The organism is Martinezella rhizogenes (assembly GCF_027460065.1).
Classification (GTDB): domain Bacteria; phylum Pseudomonadota; class Alphaproteobacteria; order Rhizobiales; family Rhizobiaceae; genus Agrobacterium; species Agrobacterium rhizogenes_C.
Window position 1 is genome coordinate 138,969 of record NZ_JAPYZZ010000011.1, and the last position, 16,758, is coordinate 155,726.

14 protein-coding genes are annotated in these 16,758 nt (G+C 60.6%); 10 read left to right on the top strand and 4 right to left on the bottom strand.

The window, feature by feature from the left end; genetic code table 11:
- Positions 1-100: 100 nt before the first annotated feature.
- Both O8B93_RS17710 and O8B93_RS17715 read left to right on the top strand, forming a co-directional pair.
- Positions 101-2,449 carry a polysaccharide biosynthesis tyrosine autokinase gene (locus O8B93_RS17710; protein ID WP_269711231.1) on the top strand — a complete coding sequence of 783 codons (2,349 nt, stop codon included), beginning with the start codon at positions 101-103 and terminating at the stop codon, positions 2,447-2,449.
- 125 nt (positions 2,450-2,574) lie between these two features.
- Positions 2,575-3,519 (top strand): 2-hydroxyacid dehydrogenase, encoded by a 945-nt coding sequence (locus O8B93_RS17715; protein WP_269711232.1) that lies wholly within the window; start codon positions 2,575-2,577, stop codon positions 3,517-3,519.
- Between the two features lie 24 nt (positions 3,520-3,543).
- On the opposite strand, the gene O8B93_RS17720 is transcribed toward O8B93_RS17715, so the two are convergent.
- Positions 3,544-6,519, bottom strand: coding sequence for a PAS domain-containing protein (locus O8B93_RS17720; RefSeq protein WP_269711234.1), 2,976 nt, complete (start codon positions 6,517-6,519; stop codon positions 3,544-3,546).
- A gap of 364 nt (positions 6,520-6,883) precedes the next feature.
- Between O8B93_RS17720 and O8B93_RS17725 the strand changes: the two genes are divergently transcribed.
- The 3 genes from O8B93_RS17725 (at position 6,884) to O8B93_RS17735 (ending at position 10,042) form a co-directional block, all read left to right on the top strand.
- On the top strand, positions 6,884-7,882 hold the full coding sequence (locus O8B93_RS17725) for an ABC transporter substrate-binding protein (RefSeq protein ID WP_269711235.1): 999 nt from the start codon (positions 6,884-6,886) through the stop codon (positions 7,880-7,882).
- Between the two features lie 218 nt (positions 7,883-8,100).
- On the top strand, positions 8,101-8,988 hold the full coding sequence (locus O8B93_RS17730; RefSeq protein WP_080828532.1) for an ABC transporter permease: 888 nt from the start codon (positions 8,101-8,103) through the stop codon (positions 8,986-8,988).
- The gene (locus O8B93_RS17735; RefSeq protein ID WP_269711236.1) at positions 8,981-10,042 is read left to right on the top strand and encodes a quaternary amine ABC transporter ATP-binding protein; all 1,062 of its coding nucleotides are present in this window, start codon (positions 8,981-8,983) and stop codon (positions 10,040-10,042) included. The genes O8B93_RS17730 and O8B93_RS17735 overlap by 8 nt, the downstream gene beginning before the upstream one ends.
- Here O8B93_RS17735 and O8B93_RS17740 read toward each other — a convergent pair.
- A complete protein-coding gene (locus tag O8B93_RS17740; protein WP_269711237.1) occupies positions 10,034-11,269 on the bottom strand; it encodes an NAD(P)/FAD-dependent oxidoreductase in 1,236 nt (411 codons plus the stop codon). The genes O8B93_RS17735 and O8B93_RS17740 overlap by 9 nt on opposite strands.
- A 61-nt stretch (positions 11,270-11,330) precedes the next feature.
- On the opposite strand from O8B93_RS17740, the gene O8B93_RS17745 reads away from it, so the two are divergent.
- From O8B93_RS17745 to O8B93_RS17755, 3 genes are read left to right on the top strand one after another with little or no spacing between them, the layout of a single operon-like run.
- Complete coding sequence (locus O8B93_RS17745) at positions 11,331-11,918, top strand: IMPACT family protein (RefSeq protein WP_269711239.1); 588 nt, start codon at positions 11,331-11,333, stop codon at positions 11,916-11,918.
- 49 nt (positions 11,919-11,967) lie between these two features.
- Positions 11,968-12,636, top strand: coding sequence for a pseudouridine synthase (locus tag O8B93_RS17750; RefSeq protein ID WP_269711240.1), 669 nt, complete (start codon positions 11,968-11,970; stop codon positions 12,634-12,636).
- A gap of 8 nt (positions 12,637-12,644) precedes the next feature.
- Positions 12,645-13,271: a class I SAM-dependent methyltransferase gene (locus O8B93_RS17755; RefSeq protein WP_269711241.1), complete on the top strand. Its 627-nt coding sequence runs from the start codon at positions 12,645-12,647 to the stop codon at positions 13,269-13,271.
- Here O8B93_RS17755 and O8B93_RS17760 read toward each other — a convergent pair whose 3' ends face one another.
- On the bottom strand, positions 13,272-13,457 hold the full coding sequence (locus O8B93_RS17760) for a hypothetical protein (protein WP_269711242.1): 186 nt from the start codon (positions 13,455-13,457) through the stop codon (positions 13,272-13,274).
- Between the two features lie 184 nt (positions 13,458-13,641).
- On the opposite strand from O8B93_RS17760, the gene O8B93_RS17765 reads away from it, so the two are divergent.
- Positions 13,642-14,871 carry a PQQ-dependent sugar dehydrogenase gene (locus tag O8B93_RS17765; protein ID WP_269711243.1) on the top strand — a complete coding sequence of 410 codons (1,230 nt, stop codon included), beginning with the start codon at positions 13,642-13,644 and terminating at the stop codon, positions 14,869-14,871.
- Positions 14,872-14,958: 87 nt separating this feature from the next.
- Positions 14,959-15,975 carry a DNA topoisomerase IB gene (locus tag O8B93_RS17770; protein ID WP_269711244.1) on the top strand — a complete coding sequence of 339 codons (1,017 nt, stop codon included), beginning with the start codon at positions 14,959-14,961 and terminating at the stop codon, positions 15,973-15,975.
- A gap of 60 nt (positions 15,976-16,035) precedes the next feature.
- On the opposite strand, the gene O8B93_RS17775 is transcribed toward O8B93_RS17770, so the two are convergent.
- Entirely contained in the window at positions 16,036-16,758 is a 723-nt protein-coding gene (locus O8B93_RS17775; RefSeq protein WP_269711245.1) for a response regulator transcription factor, read from the bottom strand.

Here is a 16,758-nt window from a genome sequence, read left to right on the forward strand (position 1 = left end):
CGCGCCACCGGGGAGGCGGCCGGCGCACCGATAACGGGAGGCGGGAAGGCGAGCGATGCTCGGCTTCCCGCGTACCATTTTTAATTCACAAGGTAGGTCCATGCACCACAAGACCTTTAAATCCAACATCGGTTTTCCGGAATCCGGCAAGGATTCCGACACGTTCATCGACCTCGACCGCCTGTGGGCCGCCGTGGTGCGCCGTGCCAATGTCATTGCCGCCTCCGTCATTGCCGCCGTCATCCTCGCCGGCCTTTATCTGGTGCTCGCGACCCCCGTTTATACCGCGATGACGCAGGTGCTGCTCGATGAAAGCCTTTCCCGTTATGCGGAAGAGGAATCTCCGGTGCCGGCCGCGCAGATCGTCGACAACCGCATCGCCAGCGCCGTGGAAATCCTCAAATCCAAGGAAATGGCGCTGACGGTGGTCGACAAGGCCAAGCTTGACGAGAACGACACCATCGTCAATCCGCCGATGTCGCCGGTCGAACTCGTCAAATCTTCCGTGCGCGGTATCCTCGATCTTGTCCTGCCGGGCGATCCACCGGTCTCCGAAGCCGCCATCCGCGCCGGACGCCGCGAAAAGGCCGCTGCCGTGCTGCAGCAATCGCTGACGGTGGAACGTGTCGGCCGCAGCTCGGTCATCGCCATCTCCACCCGCTCCACCGACCGGCAGCTCGCCGCGCAGATCGCCAAGACCTATGCGCAGGCTTACCTCACCGAACAGCTGAACGCCAATTTCGACGCCAGCGAGCGCGCCTCGGTATGGTTGCAGGAGCGCCTGACGGACCTCAATCAGCGCGCCCAGGCGGCGGAGCTTGCGGTTCAGAAATTCCGGTCCGACAATAATATCGTGTCCTCACGCGGCGAACTGATGTCGGAAAGCCAGCTTGCCGATCTCAACGGCCAGCTGATCGCCGCGCAGGCCGATGCCGCTACGGCATCCGCCCGTTACAGCCAGTATAAGTCGATCATCGATCGTGGACCGGAAACGGCTGTCGACAACGCCGTCGTATCTGCTCGTGACACCGACAATTCGGTCATTCAGGATTTACGCAAGCGCTACATCACCATTTCCGACCGGCAGCGGGGTATCGTCCAGCAGTTCGGTGCAGATCACCCGCAGGCGACCGCGCTCGACGCCGAGAAAAAAGAGCTGTCGCAGCAAATCTTCCAGGAATTGCAGCAGCTGACTGGCAGCTTCAAGAACGAATATGACGTCGCCAATTCCCGCGTGCAGTCGTTGCGCGACAATATCGACAAGGTGGCTGGCCGCAATTCGCAAGCCAATATCACCATGGTGCAACTACGCGAACTCGAGCAGCGGGCAACCGCCTTGCGCACTCTCTACCAGTCGTATCTTGGCCGTTTCGAAGAGGCTTCGCAGAAGCAGTCGCTGCCGATCGCCAAGGCCCGCATCATCTCCGAAGCCGGCCTGCCGACATCGCCTTCCAGCCCGAAAAAGACCATGACCATGGCGCTTTCGGTCATCCTCGGCCTGATGCTGGGTGGCGGTATCGCCGCACTTCTGGAATTCCGCGATCGCTTCTTCCACACCGGCAATGACGTGCGGGACAATCTGCGCATGCGTTTCCTGGGCTACCTGCCCTTCATCGGTGAAAGAGGCGTGGAAAATGCCAAGACCGGCAACAGCGCCGCCACCCCCGGCGGCGAGAACGCCACGCTTGACGACAGCGGGCAGGTCTCCTTCCAGAAAATGCTGCGCCTTGCCGTCGACAGCCCGCGCTCCAGTTTCGCCGAAACGCTGCGCAACGTGAAACTGACGGCGGATGTCGTCATTCAGGAACGCCAGTGCCGGGTTATCGGCGTCATTTCCTGCCTGCCGAACGAAGGCAAGTCGGTCGTGGCACTCAACCTCGCCGGGCTCATCGCCTCGACAGGCAAACGCACGCTTGTCGTGGACGCCGATATCCGCAATCCCGGCCTCAGCCGCATGCTGACGACACGCCAGTCCGCCGGCCTCGTTGAAGTCGTGCTCGATGAAGTTCCGTGGACGCAGGCGGTGAAGGTAGATACGCGCACGAAGATGGGCATCCTGCCGGTTTCCACCAGCAACCAGTTTGCCCATTCGAGCGAGTTGCTCTCGTCCTCCGGCATGCGCAAATTCATCGATTCTGCCCGCGAAGCCTGCGATTACATCATCGTTGACCTTGCGCCCGTCGTTCCCGTCATCGACGCCAAGGCTTTTGCACCGCAGGTGGACGGCTTTGTCTTCGTGACCGAATGGGGCAAGACGCCGATCCAGATGGTGCAGAACCTGATGGCCAACGAACCGCAGATCGCCAACAAGACGCTGGGCATCGTGCTTAACAAGACCGACATGACGGAATTGCAGCGTTATGCCGGCCCCGGCGGTTCGGAGCATTATCACGAGAAATTCTCGGCCTATTACGGCGACGCCAAGCCGCCGGTAAAGGAAGATGCCTGATCATGAAACGGCCCGGTGAAAACCGGGCCTTTTTTCTGCGAGGGTTCCATCGACAAACCGATGGCATTGCCCGACGAAATGCGCATTGATGGCGGAAAGCCAAATCGCAAGCAGGACCCAATCTCATGCCATCACCCATCGCCTTTGTTTCGCGGATGACTGTGGAAACGGAAGCCGTCTGGAAACAGGCGCTGCGCGCCGCCATGCCGCAAGAGGAAATTCTTTCCTTTTCCGAATTGTCAGACAGCCAGAAACAAGCGGTAGATTTCGCCATCGTCGCCAATCCCGATCCGGCCGATATTGCCGCACTTCCAGGCCTCACATGGATCCACAGCCTGTGGGCTGGTGTCGAACGGCTGGTGCTGGAACTGGGTGAGAAGGCTCCGCCCATCGTTCGCCTGAAGGATCCCGAGCTTTCCCGCGTGATGGCGGAGGCCGTGCTGGCATGGACCTATTATCTGCAGCGCAACATGCCAGCCTATCGCGAGAACCAGGAAAAGGCGCTCTGGCAGGAGCTGGACTACCGTCACCCCGGCGAGATGACCATCGGCCTGCTCGGCCTTGGGGCGCTCGGAACGGCGGCGGCGGAGCGCCTCACCCAAGCCGGCTTCAACGTCGCCGGCTGGAGCCGCTCGGAAAAGGCAATCGCGGGAGTGGAAACACTGAAGGGGGAGGACGGGCTACGGGCATTGCTCGAAAAAAGCGACATTCTCGTCTGCCTTGTGCCGCTCACCGATGCGACGCGCGGTCTTCTCGATGCCGGCCGTCTTGCCATGATGAAACACGGCGCTGCACTCATCAATTTCGCCCGTGGCGCCGTCATCGTTGCCGACGACCTGCTCGCTGCGTTCGATTCCGGACGGATTTCCCACGCCGTTCTCGATGTCTTCGAACAGGAGCCGCTGCCCACGGCTTCACCATTCTGGCGGCACCCGAAAGCCACCGTCCTGCCGCATATTTCCGCCCCGACAAGCCGGGAGAGTTCGGCCCGCATCGTGGCGGGCAATGTTCGCGCTTGGCGGCAGACCGGCAGCTTGCCGGAAACGGTCGACATGATCCGCGGTTATTGAGCCGGCAACAAGACGGCGGGCGGCCTATTCCGCCCCCGTCGCCTTTGCCGTATGGGCCCGTTCGACGGCCGCGACGATCTGCTGCTCGTCATAGGGCTTGGTCAGCAGCACCGCGCTTTCAGGCGCCCCTTCCGGCAGATGGCTATCGCCCGTCGCAAATACGATTGCGAGCCCCGGCTTGCGACGCAGGGCCTCCACCGCCAGCTCGCCGCCCTTCATGTCGGGCAAGCCGAGATCGGTAACGAGAACGTCTATCCGGTCGGCCTCGATAACTTTCAGCGCCTGCGCGGCATTTCCCGCTTCGACGACGGCAAAGCCGCTTTCCGACAGCATCTCCGTCGAATTCATCCGGATCAGCTCATCGTCCTCGACCAGAAGGACGCGGATCGACCTGTTTTCACTGTCGACCGCGCTCACGGTTTCGGAAGGTTTCGAATAGCCCGCTGTGGCCGCCGGCCGTGCGCTCGACAGCGATACCTGCTTGCGATTGGCGATCACATGGCGAATACGCCGTGCCAGCGCTTCGCGCGTGTAGGGCTTGGACAGCAGCTCCACCCCGGCATCCAGCTTGCCGCCGTGCACGATGGAGTTTTCCGTGTAACCGGACGTGAAGAGAACGGCGAGATTGGGAAGCCGCCCCTGCGCGCGGCGTGCCATTTCCCGGCTTTTCAAAGGCCCGGGCATCACCACATCGGTAAAGATGACATCGATCGGAATGCCGCTTTCCACCACCGTCAGTCCGGCCTGCGCATCACGGGCGGTCAGCACCCGGTAGCCAAGATCGCCAAGCGTCTCGACGACAGTGTTGCGCACCTCCTCGTCATCCTCCACCACCAGAATGGTTTCCGTTCCGCCCTCGACGGGACCGGTCGGCATCACCACTTCCCTGTCCTCATCGGCAGCGGAGCGTGGCAGATACATCTTCACCGTCGTGCCCTGCCCCACCTCGCTATAGATGTTGACGTGGCCGCTCGATTGTTTCGCGAAACCATAGACCATCGAAAGACCGAGACCGGTGCCCTTGCCCTCCGGTTTTGTCGAGAAGAACGGTTCGAAGACCTTTTCGAGAATCTCCGGCGACATGCCCGAGCCCGTATCGGTGACGGCGAGCATCACATATTGCCCCGCCGAAACCTCGGAATGCTTGCGGGCATAATCGCGGTCGAGCACCGCATTGCCCACTTCGATGGTCAGCTTGCCGTGCCCTTCCATGGCGTCGCGCGCATTGATGGCGAGATTGAGCAGCGCATTCTCCACCTGGTTGGGATCGGCATAGGTGTTCCAGAGACCGCCTGACGTAATAACCTCCACCTCGATCGCCTCGCCGAGCGAGCGGCGCAAGAGATCGTCCATGCCGGTCACGAAACGGGCGATATTGATGACGCGCGGCTCCAGCGCCTGCCGGCGGCCGAAGGCCAGCAGCTGGCTGGCGAGCTTTGCACCACGATGGACACCGGCAAGCGCATTTTCCAGCCTCCTTTCGGCGCGTTCATTGCCGATCACATCCTTCGACAGCAATTGCAGATTACCCGCGATCACCTGCAGAAGATTGTTGAAATCATGCGCCACGCCGCCCGTCAGCTGGCCGATGGATTCCATCTTCTGCGCCTGCTGCAAGGCCTTTTCGGTCTGGCGGCGCTCCGCCATTTCCATCTCGACACGCGCTTCCAGGCCTTCGTTCAATTGCCGAAGCTGCTCTTCCGCCCGGATGCGGTGACGAATCTCGCGCTCGAGATTGCTGGCATGTTCCTTGAGGGTGTCTTCGGCTTGCCGCTGCTCGGTGATGTCCGTGTGAACCCCGACCCACTCGGCAATGGCGCCTTCCTTGTTGAAGATAGGCACGCCACGGATGGCAAAAGTGCGATAAACACCGTCGTAACGACGTACCCGATGTTCCCAGATATAGGTCGACTTTTCCGCGACCGCCCTGTTCCAGCTATCGACGGACCCCTGCCTATCGTCCGGGTGAACCGCGTCCGCCCAGCCAAAATCTTGATATTCTTCAGGGGCTTGTCCTGTCAACGCGGCCCAGGCGGGCTGATCACCCAGCATCCTGCCCTCGGCGCTATTGGTCCACAACACGCCATGCACAGCCTCCACCGCCGCCCGGAAACGGTTGTTGCTGATGAGGATTTCCTGCTCAGAGCGCTTGCGCTGTTCTATGTCAATGATGAGCACATAGATGCCATCGATCGAACCGTCAGTCACATAGCGCGGCACGTAGCGGATTTCCGCGGCACGCATGCTGCCGTCAGGCCTGCGAATGACCGTGTCGGACACGATGTTCTCGCCGCCAAGTGCGCGATCGAGATAGGGTTTTCGGGCAGCGAAAAACGCTTCGCCCACGATGTCTGGCACGCTGTGACCGATCACCTCGTCAGCGCCGCGGCCGAACCATTCCAGATAGCCGTCATTGGCGAATTTATAGATGTAATCACGATCGACATATCCGACCAGAATCGGGAGCGCATTGGTCAGCCGGCTAAGCTCCATGCGACTCTGCTCCAGCGCCTCGATCGCCTTCACTTTTTCGGTGTTTTCGAGCACGGTGCATAAAACGCCGTCCACCGTGCCGCCCTCGTTATAGATCGGCGTGTAGAACAGATCGAAGATCACCTCTTCCGGCACGCCATGTCGCATCAGCGTCATTGGCTGGTCGCGATAGGCCATGACCTCGCCGCGGAAACCTGCTTCCAGGATGCGGCTGTTCCAGTCCCATATTTCCGGCCAGATGCCGGGCACCGTTCCGCCCAGTGCCTGCGGGTGATAATTACCGGCGATCTCGGCATAACCGTCATTGTAGATCATCACATGATCGCTCCCCCACATCAGCACCTGCGGAATGGGAGAATTGACGACGGAATTGGCCTTCTGCCTCAGATTTTGCGGCCAGTCGCAAATAGGACCGAGCGATGTCTTCGACCAGTCGAAGCGGCGCACAAGCTCACCCGTTTCACCGCCACCGATCGGCCATACCGGGGCAGCACGAAGATTGGTCATTCAACATCACCACAAAAATCGAGAGGAAACCTCCCGTAATACACGACGAGAGAAAAGTCCAAGAAAACAGAAACTTCCGCTTATTGTTCCCGACATTTTTCAAAAATTCGAAAAGTTCCATCGGTCCCGAAATATCGTGACGCAAGTGCTAAAGAACTTGAGATTTCAGTAGCTTCACACCAGGATTTTCGCAAAGATATGTCCTATGGTGCCGGTTTACTTGACGATTGGCATCCTCAATACGCCAGAAATTGCCGCAAACGGAATGGCCACAAAGGAATTATTAAGCCTCAATAAGGGTGCTGGCGGTCGCGGTGCCGTCAGCGCCCGGGTCTTCGCCACACCGCGACCAGAGGGAACAAAAATGAAAATACTTTTGGGTGCCACAATTCTTTCTGCCGGCTTCGCCTTTTCAGGCGGCGCGGCCTATGCCGCCGACTGCGGAAACGTGACAATCGCCAGCATGAACTGGCAATCCGCCGAAGTCGCCGCCAATCTCGATAAATTCATTCTTGAAAAAGGCTATGGTTGTTCCGCCGAAATCGTGACCGGCGACACCGTGCCGACACTGACCTCCATGTCCGAAAAGGGCCAGCCGGATATCGCCCCCGAGGCCTGGGTCAGCCTGCAGCCGGAAATCGTCAAGCAGGGACTGGAAGGCGGCAAGGTCGTCGCAGCCGCCAAGATCCTCTCGGACGGCGCCGTCCAGGGTTGGTGGATTCCGAAATATCTCGCCGATGCCAATCCCGATCTCAAGACCATTCCTGACCTTTTCAAACACCCCGAACTGTTCCCCGCACCGGAAGACAAGTCCAAGGGCGCCGTGTTTAACGGCCCGCAGGGCTGGGGCGGCACCGTTGTCACCGCACAGCTCTTCAAAGCTTTCGGCGGTGAAAAGGCTGGTTTCACCCTCGTCGATACGGGTTCCGCCGCAGGCCTCGACGGTTCCATCGCCAAGGCTTACGAAGCCAAGCAGCCATGGGTCGGCTATTATTGGGCTCCCACGTCGTTGCTCGGCAAATATGAGATGGTGAAGCTCGGTTTCGGCACCGAATATGATGCTGCCGAATGGAAGCGCTGCACGTCGATTGCCGATTGTCCGGACCCGAAGCCAAATGCATGGCAGGTGGATGACGTGCAGACGCTCGTCAGCAAGAGCTTTGCCGACCGTGCAGGCCCGGCCATGGACTACCTCAACAAGCGCGCCTGGACCAACGCAACCGTCAACAAGCTGATCGCCTGGATGACCGATAACCAGGCAACCGGTGAAGACGGCGCCAAGCAATTCCTGAAGGAAAACGAAGCCCTCTGGAAGGGCTGGGTCTCTCCTGAAGTCGCGGAAAAGGTCAAGGCCGCCCTTTAAAAGTGCGTCCTCACATATCTGCCCGGCAACCGGCGTTCGCCAATGGCGACGCCGCGCCGCATCGGCTCCGGAATGCCTGTCGGCTTCCGGGTGAGATGCGCCGGTTCAACAGAGCGTTCCGCCCTGCGTCCTGAAGGACGCGCGGCGCTCTGGCGATTTTACTCCCGGAGTGCGGAGGATATCGATCCCCGCCTCCGGTTCTTCATGGAGAACAGGATATGGAATGGCTTTTCAAATTTCCGACCATGAATGACGATGCTCTGCGCGCGCTGAAAAAAGTCATCGACGAGGGATTCCGGGGATTCACCCGAACCTATGGCGGCGCGATAGAGGGGCTGTTTACACCCCTGCAGAGTTTTCTCATCTGGGCGGAAAGGCTTTTGATCGGCGCACCCTGGCCGGTCGTTATTCTTATTGTCGGCGCGCTCGCCTGGTTTGGCAGCCGCAGCGCCACCATCGTTTCACTGTGTTGCGGTATTCTCTTCGCCATCGGCTGGTTCGGCATGTGGGAAGACACGATGAAGACGGTCTCGATGATTTTCGTCTGCGCGGTGATGTCCATCGTCATCGGATTGCCGATCGGCATCGCCATGGCGCGGTCGAACCGCCTGCAGAACGTGGTCAATCCCGTCCTCGACGTGATGCAGACGATGCCGAGCTTCGTTTATCTCATTCCCGTCGTCATGCTGCTCGGCATCGGCCGCGTGCCTGGCGTCATCGCCGTCATCATTTACGCCATACCGCCCATGATCCGGCTGACCAATCTCGGTATCCGCATGGTCGACCACGACGTGCTGGAGGCAGCCGACGCTTTCGGATCCTCGAAGCGCCAGAAGCTGTTCAAGGTGCAGCTGCCGCTTGCACTCCCCACCATCATGGCCGGTATCAACCAGACCATCATGATGGCGCTCGCCATGGTCGTCATCGCCTCCATGATCGGCGTGCAGGGTCTTGGCCAGCCGGTGCTGAAGGCCATCGCCAACCAGTATTTCACGCTCGGCGTGTTCAACGGGCTTGCCATCGTCGGCATCGCCATCATCTTCGACCGCATCAGCCAGGCCTATGGCCTTCGTCTGCAAAAACACCGGGAAGTGGCGCATGGCTAGTCAATCGATCGAAATTCGCAGCCTCTACAAGATTTTCGGCTCCAAGGCGGCAAATCATGTCGAAGCCGTGAAGGCCGGCATGTCCAAGGCCGAGCTCAACGCCACGAATGGTCACGTGCTTGGCCTGCGCGACATCAACATCACCATGCCGGGCGGACAGATCACCGTCATCATGGGCCTTTCCGGCTCCGGCAAATCGACGCTGATCCGCCACGTCAACCGGCTGATCGACCCGACCGCCGGCGAAATCCTCTATGGCGGCACCGATGTCTGTCGCCTCAACGAAGCGGACCTTCTGGAATTCCGCCGCCACAAGACGGCGATGGTATTCCAGAAATTCGGCCTGCTGCCGCATCGAAACGTGCTGCAGAATGTCGTCTACGGGCTTGAGGTGCAGGGCGTCGACAAACGCGAACGCGAGGAGCGGGCCGAAGTCTGGATCAGGCGCGTGGGGCTCGAGGGCTTTTCCAACCATTATCCCAACCAGCTTTCCGGCGGCATGCAGCAGCGCGTCGGCCTCGCCCGCGCTCTGACCAACAATGCCGAAATTCTCTTGATGGACGAGGCCTATTCGGCGCTCGACCCACTCATCCGCGTCGACATGCAGACGGTGCTGCTGGAATTGCAGAAGGAGTTGAAGAAGACCGTGGTCTTCATCACCCATGATCTCGACGAGGCGCTGCGGCTCGGAGACAAGATCGCCATCCTGCGTGACGGTGAGATCATCCAGCAGGGCACGGCCGCCGAGATCGTCATGTCGCCAGCCGACAGCTATATCGAGGCCTTCGTGGAAGAGGTCAATCGCGGCAGGGTCATTCGCCTCGGCGCCATCGTGCAGCCGGAATTCTCCGGCCAGTCCCGCCTTCAGCTCGATGGAGATATGACGGTCGAAGAAGGCCTACGTGCGCTGGTCCGTGAAAATGTCAGCAGCGCCACGGTTGTCGGAGAAAATGGCAAGGTGCTCGGCGCCGTTACCACCGACGCCATCATGCGCTGCCTCGTCAGGACGGCGCATGGAGAGGAAGGCGGCATGGCGGAGCGGCTGTCAGGCTGAACCTTCAAGCCACCCGACCATGCCCTTCGCCGCCGCCTTGCCGGTGGCGAAACAGGCGGTCAGCAGATAACCGCCGGTTGGCGCTTCCCAGTCCAGCATTTCTCCGGCAACGAATATGCCGGGGATGCTTTCCAGCATGTAGTTCTCATCGACACCGCTCCACGCGACGCCCCCGGCTGCCGAAATCGCCTCGGCAATCGGCCGCGGCCGCAGGAGCGGTATCTCCATGTGTTTCAGTCTCGCTGCGACAAAATCATCCGGCATAGCCGCAATGTCGGGGAATATCTCCCGCAGCAGCCCGATCTTGACGGCGGAGAGGCCGGCGGCCTTGCGCATGCGGTTTGCGAAACTCTCCTTCCGACCGAGCTTTGCCAGGTCGCGGCTGAGCCGCTCCACCGTACGTCCGGGCGCAAGATCAACCGCAAGCGACGCGCCGCCCACCTGTTCCAGCCGGTCGCGCAGTGCGGCGGAATGGGCATAGACCACGCTGCCCTCGATGCCGTGTTTCGTGATCACGAACTCGCCCTGAAAGGCTCCGGCCAAAGACATGGTCACCGTGGATTTGACGGCCTCTCCGGCAAAACGCTGGCGGAAAATATCGCTCCAATCGACGTCGAAGCCGCAATTGGCGGGGCGGAACGGGGAAACTTCCACGCCCTTCTGCGTCAGCACCGGCACCCAGGCGGCATCGGAGCCGAGCCGTGGCCAGCTCGCGCCACCGAGCGCCAGTAACACGGCATCGGCCTTGATGGTGACCTCGCCGTCCGGCGTCGCAAACACCAGCCGGTCGCCAGAAAAACCCACCCAGCGATGCCGCGTCCGGATGGTGACGCCCTGCGCTTCCAGTCGCGCAAGCCAGGCGCGCAACAGCGGCGACGCCTTCATCACCTTGGGAAACACCCGGCCGGAGGTGCCGACGAAGGTGTCCTGCCCCAGCCCTTGCGCCCAGTTGCGCAGCATCTCAGGCGTGAAATCATCGAGAGCCGCACGCAACCTCGGTTCCGCCTCGCCAAAACGGTGGCAGAAATTGTCGTAATCTTCGGCATGGGTGATGTTGAGGCCGGATTTTCCGGCCATCAGCAATTTGCGCGCCACGGTCGGCATCGCCTCGAACACCGTCACGGCATGGCCCGCGGACGAGAGCATCTCGGCCGCCATCAGCCCCGCCGGCCCGCCGCCGATAATCGCGACCTGCCTCGCCTCGCTCAAAACCCTCTCCTTAGCCATCTTTGCCGTTGGGAGCCTTATACCGATTTCCGGGCGCGAATATATGCGATATTGAACGCGGATGTTCACGCTCGACCGCCCCGTTACCTTTTCGCAGGATATCAAAAAAAGCCGCTTTATCGCCTTCGCCGCACCGGTTACCGGCGAGGAGGATGCGAAGAACTTTCTGGCGGCGCATTCAGACCCCGATGCCAACCATAATTGCTGGGCCTGGCGAACGGGTCAGACCTATCGTTTCAGCGACGACGGCGAGCCTTCCGGCACGGCGGGAAAGCCAATCCTTCAGGCGATAGACGGTCAGGCGCTGGATAATGTCGCAGTTCTCGTCATCCGCTGGTTCGGCGGCATCCTGCTCGGCAGCGGCGGGCTGATGCGCGCCTATGGCGGCACGGCGGCGGCCTGCCTCCGGCTCGGCGAGACTTCACCCGTCATCGCCTATGTCAGCGCGACCTTGAGCTGCCCCTTCTCCGATCTGGCGCTGGTGAAATCGCGGCTCTCCGCCACACCGAACCTGCGGCTGGAGAAGGAGGATTTCACCGGCACCGGCGCGGATATGCTGCTTTTCGTTCCGGCCGAAGAAGCCGAACGGCTGACCCGGCTTCTGAGCGACCTGACCAGCGGGCGCGTCAGTCTTCACATTCCGGACTAGAGATTTTCCAGCGACTGTCCGAATGCGCAATTCGTGCTAAGGAAGCTATATGTCACTTAAGCTTTCCAACCCCATCTACAATCCGCCGCTCGACCCCTGGCTCACCATCGTGCACCGCGATGACGATTTGCTGGTTTTGGACAAGCCGAGCGGGCTTCTGTCCGTGCCGGGGCGCGATCCGGCGCTTTCCGACAGCCTCATGACGCGGGTGCAGCAACAGTTCCCGAAAGCACTGATGATCAACCGGCTGGACAAGGACACGTCAGGCATCGTGCTGATGTCGCTGAACGGCAAGGCGCATGCGGCGATCGCCGCCCAGTTCGAGAAGCGTGAAACGCGCAAATCCTATGTTGCCATCGTCTGGGGCACGGTCGCGGGCGAAGAAGGCGAAGTGGACCTGCCACTGGCGATCGATCCCGACAACAAACCCCGCCACCGGGTGGACCATGAAAATGGCAAGCCGGCGCAAAGCCTTTGGCGCGTATTGGAGCGATTGCCGCTTCCTGCGACAAGGTTGGCGCTTACGCCCCTCACCGGCCGCACCCACCAATTGCGGGTGCATATGAAGACGCTTGGCCACCCGATTCTCGGCGATGAATTTTATGCCGAAGGTGAAGCACTCGCCGCCGCACCACGTCTGATGCTGCATGCGCAGGAGGTAGGCTTCCGCCATCCGGATGGCCGTGACGTCGCCTATACCGTGCCCTGCCCGTTCTGAGGTCGCAAATGAAGGAAGAAAACGAAAGTTTCGTGGTGGATTTTGTCGGCGGCGCGGTCGGCCATCGTTTCCGCTCCGGCGAAGGACGCGGACAGGCTCTGCCGAAAGCCGCCGGTTTCACCAAAGGCCGCACGCCAAAAATCGTCGATGCCACAGCCGGGCTGGGGCGGGATGCGTTCCTGCTCGCATCACTCGGGGCTGACGTTATCCTTATCGAACGTTCGCCGGCCATGCATGCCCATCTCGCCGATGGTATCAGCCGCGCCCTGGAAGCGGGCGGCGCTTATGCCGAGGCAGCGTCGCGCATGACGCTGCTACAGGGCGATTCCCGTCAGTTGCTGAAAGAGCTTTCACCCGAGGTGGTAGTCATCGACCCCATGCATCCACCCCGCCACAATACGGCGCTGGTGAAAAAGGAAATGCGGGTGCTGCGGGAACTGGTGGGGTCCGATCCCGATCAGGTAGAGCTGATGCAGGTGGCGCTTGAACATGCTACGAAACGGGTGGTGCTGAAATGGCCGCTGCGGGCCGAGCCGATGCCGGGCATTCGCAAGCCCTCGCATCAGATAATGGGCAAGAATACCCGTTATGATGTTTTCATGATCTTCGGAAAATCTCTCGATCTGGAAGAATGATCAGCGGAAGCTGGGCTTGCGCTGCGCATTCATCAGAAGCTCGTGCCGCGACGCAAACTCGCCGAACAGCTTTCTGAGCCTGACTTCCTCAGCCTTATCCAGCCGGTAGCGGCGGCAGAATTCCGCTACGTTGAGGATCGGCTTCGGTCTGTTCCCGTCTATCGTCTTGTTGTCTATGATCTGCATGGCGCCCTCCGTGTAACAGAGGCCAAACGTCTCTCACGCGTCGCGGTTCCCTATGAATTCGCACGGGTGAGAAAAGAGCGTGGCGTCTGCACACGCAATGATCAAGTTTTCTTGAAACTCTCGAAGGAAACGAAATCCTCCCCAAATGGTTTCCTGCGTGACCTTAACGATGGAAGGGAGACCCATGTTCCACAACAACCGATTTCTGAGTTCGACGATCCTGTGCGCGCTGCTCGCCGTGCCGCTGGCCGGCGCCGCCCACGCCCAGACCGCCCCGGCCGCCGAAACCAAACGGCCGAATGCGCCGGATCAGAAACCGGCTTTTGAGGGCCAGACCCGGGCGCCGCAAGCCGCCACCCAGCCGAGCGTTGAAAAAACCGTTGTCGCCAAGGGCCTGCCGCATCTGTGGTCCATGGAATTCCTGCCCGATGGCCGCATGATCGTCGCCGCCAAGGAAGGCGCCATGCATATCGTCGCTGACGGCAAGGCCGGTCCTGCGCTGGAAGGCGTGCCTGCGGTCGCCTCCGATGGGCAGGGCGGTCTTCTCGACATAGCGCTGGCGCCGGATTTCGAGACATCGCGCAAGATATTCTTCTCCTTCTCCGAACCGCGTGAGGGCGGCAACGGCACCTCCGTGGCCGCCGCGAAATTGACCGAAGAGGGCGGCGCGGCGAAGCTGGAAAACGTCTCGGTGATCTTCCGCCAGATGCCGACCTATGACGGCGACAAACATTTCGGCTCCCGCCTCGTTTTCGGTCCGAACAAGGAGCTTTACGTCACCGTTGGCGAACGTTCGGACGCAAAACCGCGCGTGCAGGCGCAGGATCTGTCGAGCGGTCTCGGCAAGGTCTTCCGCATCGATACCGAAGGCAAGGCCTTTGAGGGCAATCCCTTCGCCAGCCAGCAGAATGCGCTTCCTGAAATCTGGAGTTACGGCCACCGCAACATGCAAGCGGCAGCACTGGACGGTCAGGGCAGGCTGTGGACGGTGGAGCATGGCCCGAAGGGCGGTGATGAGCTGAACCTGCCGAAAGCGGGACTGAATTACGGCTGGCCTGTCATCACCTATGGGGTCGAATATAGCGGCCGGTCCGTTGGTGAGGGCGTCACCGCCAGGCAGGGCATGGAGCAACCGGTCTATTATTGGGACCCGGTCATCGGTCCCTCCGGCATGGCCTATTATGACGGCGATCAGATTCCCGAATGGAAAGGCGCCTTCATCGTCGGTGGTCTGGTGAGCCAGGGTCTCGTTATCCTGCACATCGATGGTGACAAGGTCGCGACCGAAAGCCGCCTACCGCTTGAGGCGCGTATCCGCGACGTGAAGATCGGGCCTGATGGCGCAGTCTATGCTGTGACGGAAGAGCGCGGCGGTGGTGAATCGCAGATTCTGCGGATCGCGAAGGCCGGTTGAGAAAACTCAAGAGCTGAACGACAGGCCGCCGGAACGAAGGCGGCCTGTTTTTCGTTTGCCGCAGCGTGAAACCTGCCGGGAAAAACAATGTCACAACCGCCGACCCGCCTTCTTGCCAAAATCGGACTTGCCTATGTCAATGATCAGGAGCCGGGTATTGCCCGCGAAAAGCGCGGGCGCGGTTTCTGTTACCGGCTGCCGGGCGGCGATCTCCTCTCCGATAGCGTCGAACTGAAGCGTATCAAATCGCTTGGCGTGCCACCTGCCTACAGGGATGTGTGGATCTGCATAGACCCGGCGGGCCATCTACAGGCCACCGGCTTCGATGCGCGCGGGCGAAAACAATATCGCTATCATCCCGACTGGCATGCGCTCAGAGGCGAGACGAAGTTCTTCCAGCTCAAGGGCTTCGGCAAGGCGCTGCCCGCCATCCGCCGCCGCGCGATGGCGGATATTGGCAAGCAGGATCATGGGCAGGAGATGACGCTCGCGGCGCTTACCCTGCTGCTTGACGCCGCCTATCTGCGCGTCGGCAACCGCTCCTATCTTGAAACCAACGGCACCTATGGCGCGACGACCCTGCTCAAGCGCCATGTGTCCTTCGGTGAAACCATCGAACTGCGTTTTGCCGCCAAGGGCGGGCAGAAAGTGAAACGGCAGTTGCGCCACCCGCGCCTTCAGAAAATCCTCGAGGAAATTGCCGATCTGCCCGGCAAGGAACTCTTCGTCTGGCAGGATAGCGAAAACCGGGTGCATTCCGTCGATTCCAGCGACCTCAACGCTTACCTCTCAGGCATTGGCGGCCAAGGCATTTCAGCAAAGACCTTCCGCACCTGGGGCGGAACGCTAGCGGCCTTCTGCAACGCGATGGAGCACGTGGCTGCGGGTGAAAAACCGAGCATAAAAGGCATGTGCCAGGCGGCGGCAGCCGAACTTTCCAACACGCCCGCCATCTGCCGCAAGAGCTATGTGCACCCGGCCGTTCTCGATATCGCCACAGAAGAAAAAGCCAGGAAAAAACTCGGCCGCATCCTGAAGGTCGGTGCAAAACCCGTCTCCGGCCTCAGGGCCGATGAAAGACGGCTGCTGGCCTTCCTGCCTTAGAGCATTTCCAGTAAAAGTGCGTAGCGGTTTTACGTCCGGATAATGCGATAAAACAAAAAGTCAGCGGCTAGCAGCCCACTCCGCCAAGTCTCGCTCGGCTCTTTCGAGAGCGCTGTAATTCAGGAGCTTGCGCAAGAAAGCCACGGTCACGGCGCGGGTCCGCAGATTATACCGGCCTTCCGCTTCATCGTCGCCCGGCGCCTGATGCACGTTCAGTTTCTCATAAAGGCTCTGCAGCCGGTTCTGAACACTGCGCAGCGACAGGTTGCGGCGCCGCGCAATCGCTTTGTCCGTGAGGCCGAGCGCGACATCGACGAGGATTTCATATTCGGAATCGGTAAAGCCGTGCGCCTTGCCGAGGCTCTTTTCCTGCAACCCGCGCACTTCCCGGTCGATCACGCATTGCGCCTCGATGAAGATGCTGCGCAGCGCCAGCCGCAGGCGGTCATCGGAGGCCGATTTCAGCACGTAGCCATAGGCCGCACCTTCGGGCACGATGCGCGAGACACCGCGCACATAGGCCTCATCCGAATAGTTCGACCAGAACAGGATGCGGGTATCCGGCCGCTCCTTCCAGATGGTGCGCGCCGCCTCGATGCCGTTGCGCTCGTTCATCTGCAAATCCATGACGATATGGGCTGCCCGGTTTTCCCGCGCGAGCTTTTCCCCCGTCCTGCCATTCGCGGCTTCGAGAACCTTGTCGCACTCCGGCAGGGCAGCTCTGACAGCCTCGTTCAAATAGGCGCGGTGCAACGCATCGTCCTCGACGATCAGCACGTCCAT

Bases quoted from the DNA above. Each gene is read 5' to 3' on its own strand.
- O8B93_RS17715 (WP_269711232.1), top strand. From the start codon at position 2,575: ATGCCATCACCCATCGCCTTTGTTTCGCGGATGACTGTGGAAACGGAA.
- O8B93_RS17770 (WP_269711244.1), top strand. From the start codon at position 14,959: ATGTCACAACCGCCGACCCGCCTTCTTGCCAAAATCGGACTTGCCTAT.
- O8B93_RS17735 (WP_269711236.1), top strand. From the start codon at position 8,981: ATGGCTAGTCAATCGATCGAAATTCGCAGCCTCTACAAGATTTTCGGC.
- O8B93_RS17760 (WP_269711242.1), bottom strand. From the start codon at position 13,457: ATGCAGATCATAGACAACAAGACGATAGACGGGAACAGACCGAAGCCG.
- O8B93_RS17755 (WP_269711241.1), top strand. From the start codon at position 12,645: ATGAAGGAAGAAAACGAAAGTTTCGTGGTGGATTTTGTCGGCGGCGCG.
- O8B93_RS17725 (WP_269711235.1), top strand. From the start codon at position 6,884: ATGAAAATACTTTTGGGTGCCACAATTCTTTCTGCCGGCTTCGCCTTT.
- O8B93_RS17750 (WP_269711240.1), top strand. From the start codon at position 11,968: ATGTCACTTAAGCTTTCCAACCCCATCTACAATCCGCCGCTCGACCCC.
- O8B93_RS17720 (WP_269711234.1), bottom strand. From the start codon at position 6,519: ATGACCAATCTTCGTGCTGCCCCGGTATGGCCGATCGGTGGCGGTGAA.
- O8B93_RS17745 (WP_269711239.1), top strand. From the start codon at position 11,331: ATGTTCACGCTCGACCGCCCCGTTACCTTTTCGCAGGATATCAAAAAA.
- O8B93_RS17730 (WP_080828532.1), top strand. From the start codon at position 8,101: ATGGAATGGCTTTTCAAATTTCCGACCATGAATGACGATGCTCTGCGC.
- O8B93_RS17765 (WP_269711243.1), top strand. From the start codon at position 13,642: ATGTTCCACAACAACCGATTTCTGAGTTCGACGATCCTGTGCGCGCTG.
- O8B93_RS17710 (WP_269711231.1), top strand. From the start codon at position 101: ATGCACCACAAGACCTTTAAATCCAACATCGGTTTTCCGGAATCCGGC.
- O8B93_RS17775 (WP_269711245.1), bottom strand. From the start codon at position 16,758: ATGGACGTGCTGATCGTCGAGGACGATGCGTTGCACCGCGCCTATTTG.
- O8B93_RS17740 (WP_269711237.1), bottom strand. From the start codon at position 11,269: ATGGCTAAGGAGAGGGTTTTGAGCGAGGCGAGGCAGGTCGCGATTATC.